Genomic DNA, 17,072 nt, shown 5'->3' on the forward strand with positions numbered 1-17,072 from the left:
TCATGTTCGGAGCGGTGTTCAGGCGAAACGCTGATTATTCCGCTTTGTCGGACAGCTGGGCTTCCAGCTGAGCTACTTTTTGTTCCAGCTCATTCAGTTTCTGGCGGGTACGCAGCAGGACCTGAGTCTGCACATCAAACTCTTCGCGGTTGACGACATCCAGTTTGCTCAGCTGTGCCTGAATGGTTTGACGCACTTTCTGCTCAACGTCCTGACCAAGCGCTTTGACCGGCTGAGGCATCGCATCCTGAATCTGCTTTGCAACCTGCTCAAGTTTCTTTGGATCAAACATACGCGGGTTTAACTCCATGAAGGTATTGTGATACTTGACGTTAGTGTACACCAATTTCACCCTGCCGCAGGCAGGAATCCTGGGATCAGCGACACGTGCCTTTCTCTCCAAAAAAAGGCCGCTTGCGCGGCCTGAAGAATCAAAGTGAAAATGGTGGTTAATTTTCACGGGCTCTGAGAGCTAGTCTCGCTTCATCAGCCCGTTTGAGCTTTTCCAGGTCTTTGTCCTCGACAAAGACAGGCAGCGGTTTATGCGTGCTGGCCAGATACGTGTAAATGACTGGCAGAACGAACAAAGTAAACAGGGTCCCGATCGTCAGACCGGCCACAATTACGATACCGATACTGAAACGCTGTGCTGCACCAGCGCCGGTGGCGAACAGCAGCGGGATCAGACCGGCAATCATCGCGGCAGTGGTCATCAGAATCGGGCGAAGACGAACTTTCGCTGCTTCCATCACCGCAGACATTTTGTCCTTCTGGTGATTGAGCTGCTCTTCTTTGGCAACCTCACAGATCAGAATCCCGTGCTTGGTGATCAGACCAATCAGGGTAATCAGACCCACCTGAGAGTATATGTTCATCGACGCCAGACCCCAGCCCAGAGCGACCAGAGCGCCACAGATTGCCAGCGGTACAGAGACCATGATGACCATCGGGTCGCGGAGGGATTCGAACTGAATCGCCAGAACCAGGAAGATGACCGCCAGAGCGAGGCCAAAGGTCGCGAACAGTGCGTTGCCTTCAGTCACGTACTGACGGGCTTCGCCCATGAAGTCATACTGGTAACCGACAGGCAGATTGCTGGCGCCTTCCGATTTGAACCAGTCGATGGCGTCTCCCATGGCGATTTGCGGATTCGGAACGACACCAATGGTGGCGGAGTTCAGCTGGTTGAAGTGCGGCAGGGCGCGAGGCTCTGCGATCACATCAATACTGATCAGACTGCCCAGAGGCACCGAATTACCGTCAGCAGCACGGACATAATACGTATTCAGCGACTCCGGATTCAGACGGTACTTTCGTTCCACCTGCGGGATGACTTCGTACGAGCGGCCATTGAGGTCAATCCGGTTGACATAACCGTCGGCCATCATGGTACTCAGGGTGATCCCGATATCCTGCATGGTAACGCCATAGGCTCCGGCTTTGTCCTTATCGATGTTGATCTTCATGGTGGCTGAATCAAAGTTCAGATCCAGGGTTGAATAGACGAACATCGGGTTCTTGCTGACATCAGTCAGGACGGCCGTTGCAACCTGGAACAGACTTTCGAAATTGTTCGGTGTGGTGATGACGAACTGGATCGGCAGACCAGAACCAGCGCCCGGCAGCTCCGGCATCTGGAATGCCGTTACGGCCATGCCCGGGACATCGTTCACCAGTTTGGTGACCCGGCCAACAACTTCGGCCTGGCTGGCTTCACGCTGACTCCAGGGCACCATGGACGCAATACCGAATGCCTGGTTCGACTGGGGCACACCGGAGAAGACCTGAGCGAAAGCAACTTCCGGCTGATCACTCAGCATCTGGTTCACTTCGCTCATGGTGTTTTCGATGTAGTCCAGGTTGGCTGTCGATGGGGCAGTACCCATCATCATCAGAACACCTTTATCTTCCGCTGGTGCCAGTTCGCTCGGGATGAACTTGAACAACACGGGCAGGACGGCAAAGACGATCAGGGCAAATACAATCACAACCGGCCGGAAGTTCATGACAGTGCCCAGCACTTTCTCATAGCCGGCCGTCATGCGATCCAGCACGCTGTGAACCGTGTCTTCAAAGCGGTTTGGCTTGTCGTGTGCTTTGAGGATCTTGGAACACATCACTGGCGACAGCGTCAGGGCGATGATCCCGGAGATGAAAACGGAGCCGGCCAGCGTCAGCGCGAATTCCTTAAACAGCGAACCGGTGATCCCACCCATCAGCGCGATCGGCGCGTATACCGCACCCAGCGTCAGGGTCATGGCAATGACCGGCACCGCAATTTCCCGTGTCCCGATAATGGCAGCACGGAACGGCGATTCACCCAGTTTGATGTGGCGGTCGACGTTTTCCAGGACCACGATGGCATCATCGACCACCAGACCGATGGCCAGAACCATGGCCAGCAGGGTCATCAGGTTCCAGGAGAACCCGAAGCCCTGCATCAGCATCGCCACACCAATGAGTGACAGCGGGATGGTAATGATCGGGATCAGCACGGCCCGGAATGAACCCAGGAACAGGGTGATGACGACTAATACGATCAGTGCAGCTTCACCGATGGTTTTGATGACTTCCTGAATAGACTCGTTAATGGCAACAGTGGAGTCGTACAAGATGTTCATCTTGATGTTGCTCGGCATGTTGCGCTGAATTTCAGGCAACAGCTCCAGCACATCGGCAGCGATGTTAATCGGGTTGGCACTCGGAGCAGCATTGATTGCGGCAACCACGGCTTCCTGACCGTTTGCTGTCGCCCGGTAAATGTCGTGGCTTTTCTCCAGGGTGACTTTGGCTATGTCACCCAGTCGAATGACCTGGCCTTTCTGGGTTGAAACAATCAGCTTCTGCAGCTCATCTGTGGTCTTCACCTGTGTATCGGCCGTGCCGTTATACAGTACAAACTCGCCATTAGCCTGACCCGTGGCAGACTGGTAGTTGTTGGCGTTCAGGACGGTCATCACATCGGATGCGGTCAGGTTATACGCAGCCATCTTGGCCGGATCCAGCCAGACACGCAGTGCGTATTTCATCCCGCCGTACAGATCGACCTTGGAGACACCATTGACGGTGAACAGCTGTGGGTTGAATACCCGCTCTAGATAATCTGTGATTTGGCTGGAACTCAACTCGTCACTGGTGAAACCAATGTACATCACCGCCGTGGTTGAACCGGTCGACATGGTCACCGTCGGGTCTTCGGATTCACGCGGCAGCTGAGAACGGACCGAGTTGGTTTTGGCCAGAATATCAGCCAGCGCTGCGTTTGGATCCGTATTCAGCTTCATGGTGACCGTAATGGTCGATGAACCCAGAACAGACGACGATGTCATGTAGTCGATGTTATCCGCCTGCGCGATGGCCTGTTCCAGCGGCTGGGTAATAAAGCCCTGGATCAGATCGGCACTGGCACCGTAATAACTGGTGGTCACCGTGACGACAGTGTTTGTCATTTCCGGATATTCCCGGACCTGCATTTTGAAAATGGCCTGGAAACCGAGCAGGGCAATCAGAATACTGATTGAGACGGCAAGGACCGGCCTTTTTATGAATATATCAGTAAAGCGCATTTAACCTCCGAATCACAGCATTGGTGTTTCAGCCGGGGTTTTCAGGGCATCGTTGTCGACAATGCGGATTTTCACATCATTACTCAGGCGGATCTGACCCGTCGTTACCACCTGGTCGCCCGGTTTGACGCCTTCCAGGACATGAATGTTGTCGCGCTTGCGTTCACCGGTTTTAACCACAGACTGACGCACACGCAGGTCGCCTTTGTCGTCTTTGTAAACGATGTAGACGTTGTTGCCGTACAGGGTGTAGGTGATGGCGTGTTGCGGCAGAACAACCTGGTTTTCCTGCGTTGGCAGGATGATGTGGGCACGGGCAAACATACCGCTGCGCAGACGACCATCATTGTTTGGAATGTCAGCCTGAACCTGAACCAGACCGCTCTGATAGTTCACCGCTGGTTCAATGGCGCTGATTTTGCCCTGGAAGTTTGCTTCCGGGTAAGCATCAATCGCGATATCCACTTCCTGCCCGATATGAATATCTGCCAGATCGGTTTGCGGGATCGTAAAGCGCAGTTTCATCAGGGAAGTATCTTCCAGACGGACGATATCCGTACCGGGCTGGATGTACTGACCCAGGAACACATTCCGTAGACCGACCTCACCTGAGAATGGCGCGGTAATAATACGGCGATCGATCGTTGCTTTCAGGCTTTCAATATCAGCCATCAGCGAAAAATAACTTGCCTGTGCATCGTCGAAAGCTTCCTTGGAAAGGGAACCTTTTTTATAAAGATCCTGATAACGGATGTATTTTGCTTTGGCGGCAGGCAGTCGGGCTTGTGAACTCTTGAGGTTGGCTTCTTCAACATCAGAGTCCAGTGCCAGCAGGCGCTGACCTTGCTTGACCGACATACCCGAGTCAAAGTTCAGAGTCTTGATGACACCTGAGACTTCAGTTGTGATCGTGACACCCTGATTCGGTTCAATAAAGCCAATGGCTTCAATAGCTGGTACCCAATTGGTGGCTTTCACATCCTCGACAGTGACCGGAAAGTCCGGTTCTGGCCGGTTTGCGAAATACGCCTTCATTCCTGCGGATTGAACATTTTTCCACGCGAATAGTGCGCCAAAGAGTAAGGCAACGATGACGAGCATGATTAACCATGCTACCCATTTTTTCATTTTCTTTGCTCCGGAGTCTTAGTTAATGCGTTATCAATGTGTAATTACTGCATCCCAGCAAGCGTTGATGGCAGCATCCCGCGCTTCGTCACTTACCGTAAAGGTGCCGGTCAGGTGTTTGCGTGCCAGCGCAGCGCTGGGTTCCAAACTGAGAGCGGCGAGTATCTCGTTGTCTAAAGGCTTAAACAGCCCCTGAGCTTTCCCCTCTTCAAACATCCTGTCGATCGGGGCAAAGAGTGTTTTTTCTAACGCTTTCTTGTACTGCTTTCCGCGATGCGGCATGTTTTCAAACTGGCCCTGATTAATCAGCGGTGCTTCGTTGTCCGTGGCCATATTCCAGATGTTCAGCCACATGGTACGAAACCGAAGTTCCAGCGGCATGACATCAGAAATGTTCTGCGTGATTTTTTGGGCGACAATGGTCAGTATATGATCGTGAAGCTGGTACAGCAGGTCGTCTTTATCCGTGAAATACCTGTAAATCGTACCTGTTGCTACCTTAGCTTCTTTCGCCACCATGTTCATCGACAGACCGTGAAAACCATGTTTTGCCAGCAATTCTTCGGTTGCCTGCAAGATACGTTCTTTTTTATCAGTCATTGCTACTCACAAGGTGAATGAACGTTCATTCATTATTATTGACGCTTAAATTCTGTGCAACTTACTTGTTACTCATTTTTTGTGACCAAAAACACGGGAGCTGTCTGAAATAGACACGAGGCGAGATCAGGTTACAATGCGGCAGCTGAATCAAACATGACTCACAGGGTAAATCATGAAACTCAATCCCAGACAAAATGAGGCAGTGCGTTACGTGGCCGGGCCGTGTCTGGTACTGGCTGGCGCCGGTTCAGGCAAAACGCGGGTTATTACCAATAAAATTGCCTATCTGGTCCAGCAATGTGGGTACAAAGCCCGGAACATTGCGGCGCTGACCTTTACCAACAAAGCTGCCCGGGAGATGAAAGAACGGGTGGGCCAGACGCTGGGCCGTCAGGAAGCCAAGGGTCTGACGGTATCGACCTTCCACACTCTGGGGCTGAATATCATCCGTCGCGAATATAAGACGCTGGGTCTGAAGGCGAGTTTCTCCCTGTTTGATGATCAGGACCAGATGGCGCTGCTCAAGGAGCTGACGGAAGCTCAAATTGACGGCGATAAAGATTTGCTCAAACTCCTGTTGTCATCGATTTCCAACTGGAAGAACGACATGAAATCGCCGACACAGGCCAAAGCCGAAGCCCGCAGTGAGCGTGACCAGCTGTTTGCCCATTGCTATGAGTTGTATCAGCGGCAGATGAAAGCTTACAACGCGCTGGATTTCGATGATTTGATTCTGATGCCGGTCCTCTTGCTGCGGGATAACGAGGAAGTGCGTCTGCGCTGGCAGAACAAAATCCGTTACCTGCTGGTGGACGAATATCAGGACACCAATACCAGTCAGTATGTGTTTGTGAAGCTGCTGGTGGGTGAGCGGGCTAAATTTACCGTGGTGGGAGATGATGACCAGTCGATTTATTCCTGGCGTGGAGCCCAGCCGGAAAACCTGGCATTGCTGAACAAAGATTTTCCGACCCTGAGGGTGATCAAGCTGGAGCAGAATTATCGCTCAACCAGCCGGATCCTGCGAACCGCTAACATTCTGATTGCCAATAACCCACACGTGTTCGAGAAAACCCTGTTCTCGGAAATTCCGGATGGCGACATGCTGAAGGTCATTACGGCAAAAAATGAAGAGCATGAAGCGGAGAAAGTGATCGGTGAACTGATTGCCCATCGCTTTCTGAATAACACCGATTACAAAGATTACGCCATTCTGTACCGGGGCAACCATCAGTCCAGACTGTTTGAGAAGGCGCTGATGCAGAACCGGATTCCTTACAAAATCTCCGGGGGAACCTCATTTTTCTCCCGTACCGAGATCAAGGACATCATGGCTTACCTGCGCCTACTGACCAATCCGGATGACGATAATGCTTTCCTGCGCATCGTGAACACGCCGCGGCGTGAGATTGGCCCGGCCACCCTGGAGAAGCTGGGCACTTATGCCAATATGCGGGGCAAGAGTCTGTTTGATGCCAGTTTTGAGCTGGGCCTGGAACAGCACCTGACCGGCCGCGGATTAGACAGTCTGCGCCAGTTTACCCGCTGGATTGTCGAGCTGGCCGATAACGCTGAACGCGGTGATGCGGTTGCGGCAGTCCGCCAGCTGATCCGGGACATTCATTATGAGGACTGGCTGTTTGAAACTTCTGCCAGTCCGAAAGCTGCTGAGATGCGGATGAAGAATGTGTCGGATCTGTACAGCTGGGTGACAGCGGATCTGGAAGGGGATAATTACGACAACGAAGTGCGTACCCTGAAAGAAGTGGTTCAGCGGATGACGCTGCGGGACATGATGGAACGCGGGGAAGATGACGATGAGGCAGATCAGGTTCAGCTGATGACACTGCATGCCTCAAAAGGTCTGGAGTTTCCGTATGTCTATCTGATTGGCACCGAGGAAGGTATTCTGCCGCACCAGACCAGCATTGATGAAGACAATGTTGAGGAAGAGCGACGGCTGGCCTATGTCGGGATCACCCGGGCGCAGAAGGCACTTACTTTTACGTTGTGTAAGGAACGCCGTCAGTACGGGGAGTTGATCAAGCCGGAACCGAGTCGATTCTTATACGAGTTGCCTCAGGATGATCTGGATTGGGAGACGGAGCGTAAACCGGTTTCTGCGGAAGAACGGATGCAACGTGGCCAGGCACATATCGCGAATCTCCGGGCGATGTTCAATAAGAAATAAGCACACGTGGCCTCAGATCAAACAAAAAAGGTTAGCTTGCGCTAACCTTTTTTCATGTAGGGTAAGTGCGTCTTACAGGCCTTTGGTCATGTGCTCGATGGCAGCAACGATTTCTTCATCGCTACAGTCCATACATGTCCCTTTCGCCGGCATGGCATTAAATCCGTTCAGGGCGTGGTTGGTCAGGGTATCCATGCCTTTCGCGATCCGTGGTCCCCAGTCCGCTGCGTTGCCGGATTTTGGTGCGCCCATGACGCCGCTGCTGTGACAGGCCACACAGAAGGTGCCGTAGACTTGATCGCCGGTACGCGGACCAGAAGCGGCGGCAGTTGCAGCCGGTGCATCACCTTCTTTGTAAACTGAGCCGACTGGCTTGATGCGATCTGCGATCGCTTCGTCAGACATATCTGCCGCGACGGCTGAGCCGCTGATGGCAAGGGTGGCGACAGCTGCGACCATAAGTTGTCGAAGAGAAAATTCCATTGAGCTCACCTTAACACTCCCAGATTATTTGCTCGGATAACACAGCCATCCTGTAGATTGTTGTAAATATGACGTTTTGCGACAGGCTGTGAACCATTTATTAGTGGTTTTTCTGTTAAAAAACTGAGTGATTATATCTGTTAATGGGGTGGTGATAAACAGAACGGCTGTGTTTGTATGATGCGAATCAACCCAAAGATGGTTACAAATGAAGCGAATACAAATTTTTTTGCAAAAAAGACTAGACGACACGCATGCTGATCCGTAATATTCACCACCGCCGATAGGGCAAGGCGCCCGTAGCTCAGCTGGATAGAGCGTTGGCCTCCGGAGCCAAAGGTCACAGGTTCAAATCCTGTCGGGCGCGCCACTCCGGAACGGCAAGACGGCACTGTTGGCGTTGAAATATTGGTGGCTATAGCTCAGTTGGTAGAGCCCCGGATTGTGATTCCGGTTGTCGCGAGTTCAAGTCTCGTTAGCCACCCCATACAATTTGGTATGGAGTTTTTGATTAAACTCGGTACGCAAAAAATAAAAGTCGGTGAATAGCGCAGTTTGGTAGCGCATCTGGTTTGGGACCAGAGGGTCGGGGGTTCGAATCCCTCTTCACCGACCACTTTTCAGTTCAGAAGATCAGGTTCTTCTGCACGCACCATCTTGATGGTGGCTATAGCTCAGTTGGTAGAGCCCCGGATTGTGATTCCGGTTGTCGCGAGTTCAAGTCTCGTTAGCCACCCCATATTTCGGTGAATAGCGCAGTTTGGTAGCGCATCTGGTTTGGGACCAGAGGGTCGGGGGTTCGAATCCCTCTTCACCGACCACTTTCGAAAGCCCGCTCATTGAGCGGGCTTTTTTGTATCTGTTGTTTTCCGATGGGCGGTATTTTCTGATGTACGGGACTCGCTGACTTTACTGGTCAGGTACGAAGTCTGATGTGTGAAAATGCCCGCTGCACTTCCTCTCACGCTACCATTCCTTTTGAAAACCCGCTGATTGAACGTTTTTTTTGTACCTGCTTTGAATACAAAACATCTGTGCCTTGCTGATTGAACCGGGGTAGTCGCCGTATGGAGGTGATGACCATCCTGTTTTGTTCTCTTTTTGCCTGTCTTTCTTCTGTCGTTTGTCCTTCGTCGCTTTGGGGTTCTCTTGGGTCGGGATATGCCAGTCACAGTTATTTATTCATGTTTTTCTGTGCTGCCAGGGTCTTAGAAGTCGGTGTGAAATTTTGGTTTCGGCTATTCTTGTGGCGGCTTATACCAGTCTTTCTCAGCGCTCTGGTCTAATGTCTGGGTATGTTAATGGCATGTTTAACAATGTGTGGTTTTTTATTCAGGGTGTCATGGTGGTTGATGTCGCATAAATATGCGCATTTTTATGTGCGATATCGATTTTGTTCTATGTTTAGCTAGGTTTATCGTAGTGAATTTCTAGGTTGTATGTTTATTTTTAGCTATGCAACTAGTGATTATTTATGCTTGTTTTGTGCTGTAGTACAGTTTTGTAGCATGAAATGTTGATTTTTCGTGAAATGTTTGCCAGATTGATGGCACTTAACGTGGCCGGTTTTTTAATTGGCGCATTTGAATGGAAGCAATTGCAGGCGGGCAGGCACACTGCCAGGTTGTTGAGGTCTGAACATGGCATTATTGGAAGTTAAAAACCTTCGTATTGAATATCCGTCACGTCACGGTGTCCACGCTGCGGTCAAGTCGCTGTCATTTACGATTGATCGCGGTGAAATTGTTGGCGTGGTGGGTGAGTCCGGGGCGGGTAAGTCGACCGTGGGGAATGCCGTGATCGATCTGCTGAGCCCTCCGGGTAAAATTGCCAGCGGCGATGTCTACCTCGATGGCGAGAAGATTTCAGGTCTGAGCCCTGAAGCCATGCGTCGGGTCCGTGGTGCCAAAATCGGTTTCATTTTCCAGGACCCGATGACCTCTCTGAACCCGTTATTCACGGTAGAGCGCCAGCTGACGGAAACAATCATTACCAACCTCAAAGTCAGCAAAGAAGAGGCCGTGCGCCGCGCCATCACGCTGATGGAGCAGGTGGGTATTCCGCAACCTGAAGTTCGTATCAAACAGTATCCGCACCAGTTTTCCGGCGGGATGCGTCAGCGGGTGGTGATTGCCATTGCGCTTGCTGGTGAACCGGACCTGATTATTGCCGATGAACCGACGACGGCACTGGATGTGTCGATTCAGGATCAGATTCTGAATCTGATCCGTGAGCTGTGCGTGAAGAAAAATGTGGGCTGTATGCTGGTCACGCACGATATGGGCGTGGTCTCGAATGTCACGGACCGTGTCGCTGTGATGTACCGGGGTGATCTGGTTGAAATTGGTCCGACAGCACAAGTGCTGGGTCATCCGAACCATCCTTACACCAAAAGCCTGATTTCTGCAGTACCGCGCTCGGATATCAAACTCGACCGCTTCCCGCTGGTGAATTATATCGAAGAAGCCGGTGAAACGACTCAGCTGGACGTGAAAAATCACTGGCTGGGACAGAGCGAAGACCAGCGTAAGTACACGGGAGCGCTTCTTCAGGTGGAAAACGTCAATCTGCGTTTTGTGACCAAAGATTCTTTCTTCGAAAGCCGCCGGGAGTATGTTCAGGCGTCCAACAATGTCAGCTTTGAAGTCTTTGAAGGGGAAACCTTTGGTCTGGTGGGTGAGTCAGGTTCCGGTAAATCGACCATTGCCCGGGTGATTGCCGGTTTGTATCCGCCGAATTCGGGCAAAGTCGTGTTTGAAGGCATTGACCTGACCGCGCTGAAAAATGAGAACGAACGTCGCCCATTGCGTCGTCAGATGCAGATGGTGTTCCAGAACCCGTATTCGTCCATGAACCCGCGGATGAAGATTTTCGATATTATTGCCGAGCCGATCCGTTTCCATAAACTGGCGGACAGCGAAGGCCAGGTGCGGCAGATAGTCGCGGACCTGCTGGATCATGTCGGTCTGGGCCGTGCATCGGGCGTGAAGTATCCCCATGAATTCTCAGGCGGTCAGCGTCAGCGGATTTCAATTGCCCGTGCACTGGCAACCCGTCCACGCCTGCTGATTTGCGACGAACCAACCTCAGCGCTGGATGTTTCGGTGCAGGCTCAAATCCTGAACCTGCTGAAAGATCTGCAGGATGAACTGAACCTGACGATGTTGTTTATCAGTCACGACCTGCCGGTGATCCGCCAGATGTGTGACCGTATTGGTGTGATGCAGAAAGGGACTCTGCTGGAGGTAGCTCCGACAGAGCAGCTGTTTACATCGCCACAGCATGAGTACAGTCAGCAATTGATTTCGCTGATGCCTGAATTTAAGGGAATGAGTCAGGAAGGTCTGAAGCTGGCCTGACAGTTATTCAGTTTGCCCGCCGGCCGCTAATGTAGCGGCCGGCATGGCTCTGTTTCGGGAGCCGGGCTTTTGTTGCTTACCTAAATCAATAATAAGCAAACATAACCATCTGGGAGTTCACTCCCTGCATAAAGGAGCTATGCGAATGAAAACCTTCAAGAGCAAGTTAGCCGTTGCTTTAATGGCTGCTGGTCTGAGCTTCGGTGCTGCCGCCGCGAATCTGAATCTGGCTTATGATGCGGACCCTGTGTCTATGGACCCGCATGAGCAACTGTCCGGCGGTACGCTGCAACTTTCTCACATGACTTTTGATCCACTGATCCGTTTTACTCAGTCGATGGAATTCGAACCGCGCCTGGCAACATCCTGGGAGCGTGTAAACGACACCACCATGCGTTTCAAGCTGCGTGAAGGTGTGAAATTCCACTCCGGGAATGACTTTACCGCAGATGACGTTGTCTGGACTTTCAATCGTCTGAAAACTTCGGCCGACTTCAAAGGGATTTTTACCCCGATCGTGGAAATCAAGAAAGTCGATGCACACACAGTGGACGTGGTGACGGATGGGACTTATCCATTGATCGAAAACGTGATGACGTATGTTTTCCCAATGGACAGCAAGTTCTACACCGGTAAAACCGCAGATGGAAAAGACAAAGCTGAGCTGAAGAAAAACGGTTCGACCTTTGCCTCAACGCATATTTCAGGGACCGGTCCTTTCAAAGTGGTCAGCCGCGAACAGGGCGTGAAAGTTGAGTTTGAGCGTTATGCCGATTACTGGGACAAAGACAGTGAAGGCAACGTCGACCACATCACCCTGCGTCCAATCAAAGAAGATGCGACCCGGGTTGCAGCCCTGCTGTCTGGCGACGTAGACATGATTGCGCCGGTATCGCCAAACGATTATCAGCGTATCCAGAGCAACAACAAGCTGGATCTGGTGACCATGCCGGGTACCCGTGTGATTACGTTCCAGATGAACCAGAAAGTTGCAGAGCCGCTGCGTGATGCCCGTGTTCGTCAGGCCATTGTTTATGCCGTAAACAATGAAGGGATCGCGAAGAAAATCATGAAAGGTTCGGCAACGCCTGCGGCTCAGCAGAGCCCGGTGGGTTATGCGGGCTACAATGAGTCTCTGAAACCGCGTTATGACCTGAAAAAAGCCCAGCAGCTGATGAAAGAAGCCGGTTATGAAAATGGCTTCTCAATTACGATGATTGCGCCAAACAACCGTTATGTGAACGACGAGAAAGTCGCTCAGGCTGTGGCGGCGATGCTGGCGAAAATCAAGATCAAAGTCGACCTGCAAACCATGCCGAAGGCGCAATACTGGCCTGAGTTTGATAAGTGTGAAGCAGGAATGCTGATGATCGGCTGGCACCCGGATACAGAAGATTCAGCGAACTTTACTGAGTTCCTGACCATGACGCGAAATGCTGAGACCGGTAAAGGTCAGTACAACTGCGGTCATTACTCAAACTCAGAAGTGGATAAACTGGTCGAAGCGGCAAACACCGAGACAGATCTGGAAAAACGCAGCGCAATGCTGAAGAAAGTTGAAGAGATTCTGTATAACGATGCTGCCTTTGTCCCTCTGTACTGGCAGGACCCATCCTGGGCAGCCAAGAAGAATGTGGACATCAAACCGATTGTGAATGGTATGGACACCCCGTTCCTGGGCGATCTGGTGATCAAGTAATCCCCTCCGTAACTCAGGCTCCGGCATCAGCCGGGGCCTCCTTATGGAAGTCGAAAGAGGCAAGGAATGTTTACGTTTTTGGTCAAGCGCCTGGTGCAGGCACTGGTAGTGATGTTTGTGATCAGTCTGGTGGCGTTTGCTATCCAGGACAATTTAGGCGACCCGCTGCGTGAGCTGGTGGGGCAGTCTGTGTCGGAAGCCGAGCGTGATGCGCTGCGGACTGAAATGGGCCTCAATGATCCCTTTATGGTGAAGTATGGACGCTTTATTTCAAAAGCCGTACACGGGGATTTAGGCAACTCTTATTTCTTTAAGCGTCCTGTGGTGGACGTCATCCTCGATAAACTGGTAGCAACCCTGGAGCTGGTGTTTGCTGCGTCATTAATTATTGTGGTGGTCTCGATCCCGCTTGGGGTCTATTCGGCCATACATCCGAACAGCGCCCTGACGAAAGTGATCATGGGCTTCAGTATCGTGGGGATATCGGTCCCGGTGTTCCTGACGGCCATTATGCTGATGTATGTTTTCTCGATTGAACTAGGCTGGCTGCCTTCATTCGGACGGGGTGAAACGGCGAACCTGCTGGGATGGAACTCCGGTTTCTTTACCCTGGATGGTTTGGCGCACCTGATCCTGCCGAGTATCTCGCTGGCCTCGATTATGCTGCCGCTCTTTATCCGTCTGGTCCGTTCTGAAATGCTGGAAGCGCTGAGTACCGAGTACGTGAAATTTGCCCGTGCCAAGGGTCTGGCGCAAAACAAGGTGTACTATCAGCACGCGCTGAAAAACACCATGCTGCCGGTCATCACTGTCGGCGGTGTCCAGATTGGTACCATGGTGGCTTACACCATTCTGACGGAAACGGTGTTCCAGTGGCCGGGCACAGGCTTCCTGTTCCTGGAAGCGGTCAACCGGGTTGATACGCCGTTGATTACTGCCTACGTCATCTTTGTGGGTCTGATTTTCGTGGTGACCAACACCCTGGTCGACCTGTTGTATGGTCTGATCAACCCAACTGTGAACCTGACTGGCAAAGGAGCGTAATTATGACGACTAAGACGACCGACGCGCCTTCACGCTGGCAGCGTTTTATGCACTCGGATTTCATTTATTTCTTTAAGAAAGACAAAGTGGCAATGGGCAGCTTTGCGGTGTTCATGCTCTTTGTGCTGGCGGCTGTATTTGCCCCATTGATTTCGCCGACGAATCCGTACGATCTGAACAGTATCGACATTATGGATGCCGAGCTGGCGCCGTCCTGGATGGACATGGGGGATGCCCGCTTCCTGCTTGGGACCGACGATCAGGGCCGCGATATTCTGTCGACCATTATGTATGGCTTGCGGATCTCACTGGCGATTGGATTGTTTGCTGTCGCACTGCAGCTGTTTATCGGCATTATCGTCGGCCTGTGTGCCGGTTACTTTGGCGGCCGGATTGACAGTTTCCTGATGCGGATTGCGGATGTTCAGCTGTCGTTCTCAACCATGATGGTGGCCATCATTGTCTCGGCGATTTTCAAAGCCAGTTTCGGCAGTGATTTCTACAGCCAGTACGCGATTGTGATGCTGGTGGTGATCATCGGGATTGCGGAATGGCCGCAGTATGCGCGGACTGTTCGTGCATCGGTTCTGGCCGAGAAGAAGAAAGAGTACGTGGAAGCGTCTCGGGTGATGGGCCTGAAATCGCCGCGTATCATGTTCCGTCATATTCTGCCGAACTGTCTGTCACCTATTTTGGTGATTTCCACGGTTCAAGTGGCAAATGCCATCATGTCGGAAGCGGCGCTGTCCTTCCTGGGACTGGGCATGCCGGTGGATCAGCCATCGCTGGGTTCCTTAATCAGCATCGGTTTCAACTACATCTTCTCCGGCTCTTGGTGGATTACGGCCTTCCCGGGCATTGTGCTGGTGACGCTGGTTCTGGTGATTAACCTGCTGGGTGACTGGCTGCGGGATGTCTTCAACCCGAAAGTTTACAAAGGCTAAACTTTACCTCCGATTTTTCCTTCCTCCAGCCCCTGCTCAGCAGGGGCTTTTTTATACCGGTCGTTTCATCGGACTAGCTTCTTCTGGCTGCTGAAACTGTTCTCAGTTTCTCTGGGTTTGGGTACGACGACAGCATTGGTGTCACCCTATCAAATTGAGCTTCCCCGGAAGCGGATGTATTTGTTGAATCGGCAAGGCGTACGTATCTGCGGACTCAGAGAATCAGGGCGTTGCCTGAGCAAGCCGGTACGGGCTTAAAAGCATCAGTGCGCCATATCCATCATCGTACTGGTGTTCGCCGGATGGAACACAGGCATGAAGATAAGGATATGAGAATAAGCACTGAGCTAGGGACAATAGTTTGCCCGGCGTCGGTGATTGAACTGGATATATAAGTTGTAGCCTGCAGTGCGGTGTGACAGAAGCTGTGAGGTTCGACTAAATGGCTGATGAAAAGGTTAGATGCCTGGGCTGGGAAATAGGAGGGGCAGCTGTTGCTGCGTTGGGCGCTACCCAGCTTGTGGCGCCATGGGAACGCAACCCGTAAGCTGCAATGACGGGCGCAGGGCATAAAAAAAGCGGCTGAGGTCAGCCGCTTTTGATGTGTTCTGAAGTTTAATTCTGATTAGAAAATCAGGTGTGCCATCAGTGCGATAACCGGCAGGGTAACCAGGGTCCGCAGGATGAAAATGGCGAACAGTTCCCAGGCTTTGACCGGGATCTTACTGCCCAGCAGCAGAGCACCGATTTCAGACATATAAATCAGCTGGGTGACCGACAGGGCGGCAATCACAAAGCGCGTCAGATCGCTCTGGATATCGGCTGCCAGAATTGCAGGCAGGAACATGTCCGCAAAGCCAACCACAATCGTTTTTGAGGCTTCAGCCGCTTCAGGAATTTGCAGCAGTTCCAGCAGCGGGATGAATGGTTTGCCCAGCCAGTTGAAGACAGGAGTGTACTCAGCAATCACCAGTGCCAGCGTACCAATCGCCATGACCACAGGCAGAACGCCGAAGACCATATCAACCGCTGCTTTCACACCATCATTGACCACTTTGCGCATGCTGGTGACTTTCTCGGCACGCTCAAACGCTTTTTCCAGGCCGTAGCTCATCACCGTGTGGCCGTCTGGCAGCGCATCCATGTTTTCCGGTGCAGCGGTACCGCACACGTATTCATCACGCTTGCGGCTCAGTGGCGGTAAACGTGGCACAACAATCGCTGCAACTACACCGGCCAGACAGACCGTGGCATAGAATGGCAGGAACATGTGCTCCAGTTTTACCTGTGCAATGACCACCAGGCTGAAGGTAATGGAGACGGCGGAGAAGGTAGTTCCGATCACGGCCGCTTCACGCTTGGTATAAAAGCCTTCTTCATACTGTTTGCTGGTCAGCAGTACACCCACACTGCCGTCCGCCAGCCAGGAAGCCATGCAGTCGATGGCTGAACGGCCTGGCAGCTTAAAGAGCGGACGCATGATTTTGGTCAGCATCGCACCGAAAAATTCCAGCAGACCGAAGTTGGTCAGCAGCGGCAGGAAGAAACCTGCACACAGGAATACAGCAAAGAGAACCGGCAGCAGGTCGTTCAGGACCAGACCGCCTGTATTGCCATTGTAAATCTCAGCCGGACCGACTTCGAAGAACGTCAGGTTCGCAAAGACTGCACCCATTAATTGAACGATGAACCAAGGCAGGCTTGGTTTAAACAGGTTGGCAAGAAAAGGTTTGCGTTCAATAAAGCGAGGCTTGGTCAGGCGGACCAAGACTGAGCACAATGCTGTCATGGTAATGACGGTTGTGACAATCGCCGTCAGGCTGCCTTCAAACAGGCTCTGAATGGCTTTGGCCATCAGGGCAATCGGGATCGTAATTTCGCCATTGATACTGAGAGGCGCCATAAAGAGCAGGACACCAATGAGAGACGGCAGAATAAACATGAGCCAAGGCGCTTTATGAGTTTTTGCGCCAGTTATCACTTGTTCTGACATAATTGACCTTTAAGTAACTGATACAACGTGTTTTTATGATGGCTAAGTGAATGGGGCCAGCA

The 17,072-nt window shown here is 51.9% G+C and carries 11 protein-coding genes and 5 tRNA genes; 10 read left to right on the top strand and 6 right to left on the bottom strand.

From position 1 onward, the window contains the following. Positions 1 to 34: 34 nt before the first annotated feature. The 4 genes from L4174_RS00185 to L4174_RS00200 form a co-directional block, all read right to left on the bottom strand. Positions 35 to 292 carry an accessory factor UbiK family protein gene (locus L4174_RS00185; RefSeq protein WP_248144610.1) on the bottom strand — a complete coding sequence of 86 codons (258 nt, stop codon included), beginning with the start codon at positions 290 to 292 and terminating at the stop codon, positions 35 to 37. A gap of 157 nt (positions 293 to 449) precedes the next feature. Continuing rightward, positions 450 to 3,566: a multidrug efflux RND transporter permease subunit gene (locus L4174_RS00190; RefSeq protein WP_248144603.1), complete on the bottom strand. Its 3,117-nt coding sequence runs from the start codon at positions 3,564 to 3,566 to the stop codon at positions 450 to 452. A gap of 12 nt (positions 3,567 to 3,578) precedes the next feature. Continuing rightward, positions 3,579 to 4,694 (bottom strand): efflux RND transporter periplasmic adaptor subunit, encoded by a 1,116-nt coding sequence (locus L4174_RS00195; protein ID WP_248144602.1) that lies wholly within the window; start codon positions 4,692 to 4,694, stop codon positions 3,579 to 3,581. Between the two features lie 33 nt (positions 4,695 to 4,727). Continuing rightward, positions 4,728 to 5,294: a TetR/AcrR family transcriptional regulator gene (locus tag L4174_RS00200; protein WP_248144601.1), complete on the bottom strand. Its 567-nt coding sequence runs from the start codon at positions 5,292 to 5,294 to the stop codon at positions 4,728 to 4,730. Positions 5,295 to 5,469: 175 nt separating this feature from the next. Between L4174_RS00200 and rep the strand changes: the two genes are divergently transcribed. Further along, entirely contained in the window at positions 5,470 to 7,488 is a 2,019-nt protein-coding gene (gene rep, locus L4174_RS00205) for a DNA helicase Rep (RefSeq protein ID WP_248144600.1), read from the top strand. Positions 7,489 to 7,560: 72 nt separating this feature from the next. On the opposite strand, the gene L4174_RS00210 is transcribed toward rep, so the two are convergent. After that, positions 7,561 to 7,971: a cytochrome c5 family protein gene (locus tag L4174_RS00210; protein ID WP_248144599.1), complete on the bottom strand. Its 411-nt coding sequence runs from the start codon at positions 7,969 to 7,971 to the stop codon at positions 7,561 to 7,563. A gap of 293 nt (positions 7,972 to 8,264) precedes the next feature. On the opposite strand from L4174_RS00210, the gene L4174_RS00215 reads away from it, so the two are divergent. The 9 genes from L4174_RS00215 (at position 8,265) to L4174_RS00255 (ending at position 15,017) form a co-directional block, all read left to right on the top strand. Beyond that, a tRNA-Arg gene (locus L4174_RS00215) sits at positions 8,265 to 8,341 on the top strand. A gap of 41 nt (positions 8,342 to 8,382) precedes the next feature. After that, a tRNA-His gene (locus tag L4174_RS00220) sits at positions 8,383 to 8,458 on the top strand. A 52-nt stretch (positions 8,459 to 8,510) separates the two neighbouring features. After that, positions 8,511 to 8,587, top strand: a tRNA-Pro gene (locus tag L4174_RS00225). Between the two features lie 47 nt (positions 8,588 to 8,634). Beyond that, positions 8,635 to 8,710, top strand: a tRNA-His gene (locus L4174_RS00230). Positions 8,711 to 8,715: 5 nt separating this feature from the next. Next, positions 8,716 to 8,792 (top strand) — tRNA-Pro (locus L4174_RS00235). Positions 8,793 to 9,611: 819 nt separating this feature from the next. Next, positions 9,612 to 11,330, top strand: coding sequence for an ABC transporter ATP-binding protein (locus L4174_RS00240; RefSeq protein ID WP_248144598.1), 1,719 nt, complete (start codon positions 9,612 to 9,614; stop codon positions 11,328 to 11,330). Positions 11,331 to 11,475: 145 nt separating this feature from the next. Beyond that, positions 11,476 to 13,029 (top strand): ABC transporter substrate-binding protein, encoded by a 1,554-nt coding sequence (locus L4174_RS00245; RefSeq protein ID WP_248144597.1) that lies wholly within the window; start codon positions 11,476 to 11,478, stop codon positions 13,027 to 13,029. Positions 13,030 to 13,095: 66 nt separating this feature from the next. Further along, positions 13,096 to 14,073, top strand: coding sequence for an ABC transporter permease (locus L4174_RS00250; protein ID WP_248144596.1), 978 nt, complete (start codon positions 13,096 to 13,098; stop codon positions 14,071 to 14,073). Between the two features lie 2 nt (positions 14,074 to 14,075). Beyond that, positions 14,076 to 15,017 (top strand): ABC transporter permease, encoded by a 942-nt coding sequence (locus L4174_RS00255; RefSeq protein ID WP_248144595.1) that lies wholly within the window; start codon positions 14,076 to 14,078, stop codon positions 15,015 to 15,017. Between the two features lie 625 nt (positions 15,018 to 15,642). Here L4174_RS00255 and L4174_RS00260 read toward each other — a convergent pair. After that, positions 15,643 to 17,010, bottom strand: a complete 1,368-nt coding sequence (locus L4174_RS00260; RefSeq protein WP_371929362.1) for a YjiH family protein — start codon at positions 17,008 to 17,010, stop codon at positions 15,643 to 15,645. Positions 17,011 to 17,072 lie beyond the last annotated feature (62 nt).

Source organism: Photobacterium sp. CCB-ST2H9 (assembly GCF_023151555.2).
GTDB lineage: Bacteria > Pseudomonadota > Gammaproteobacteria > Enterobacterales > Vibrionaceae > Photobacterium.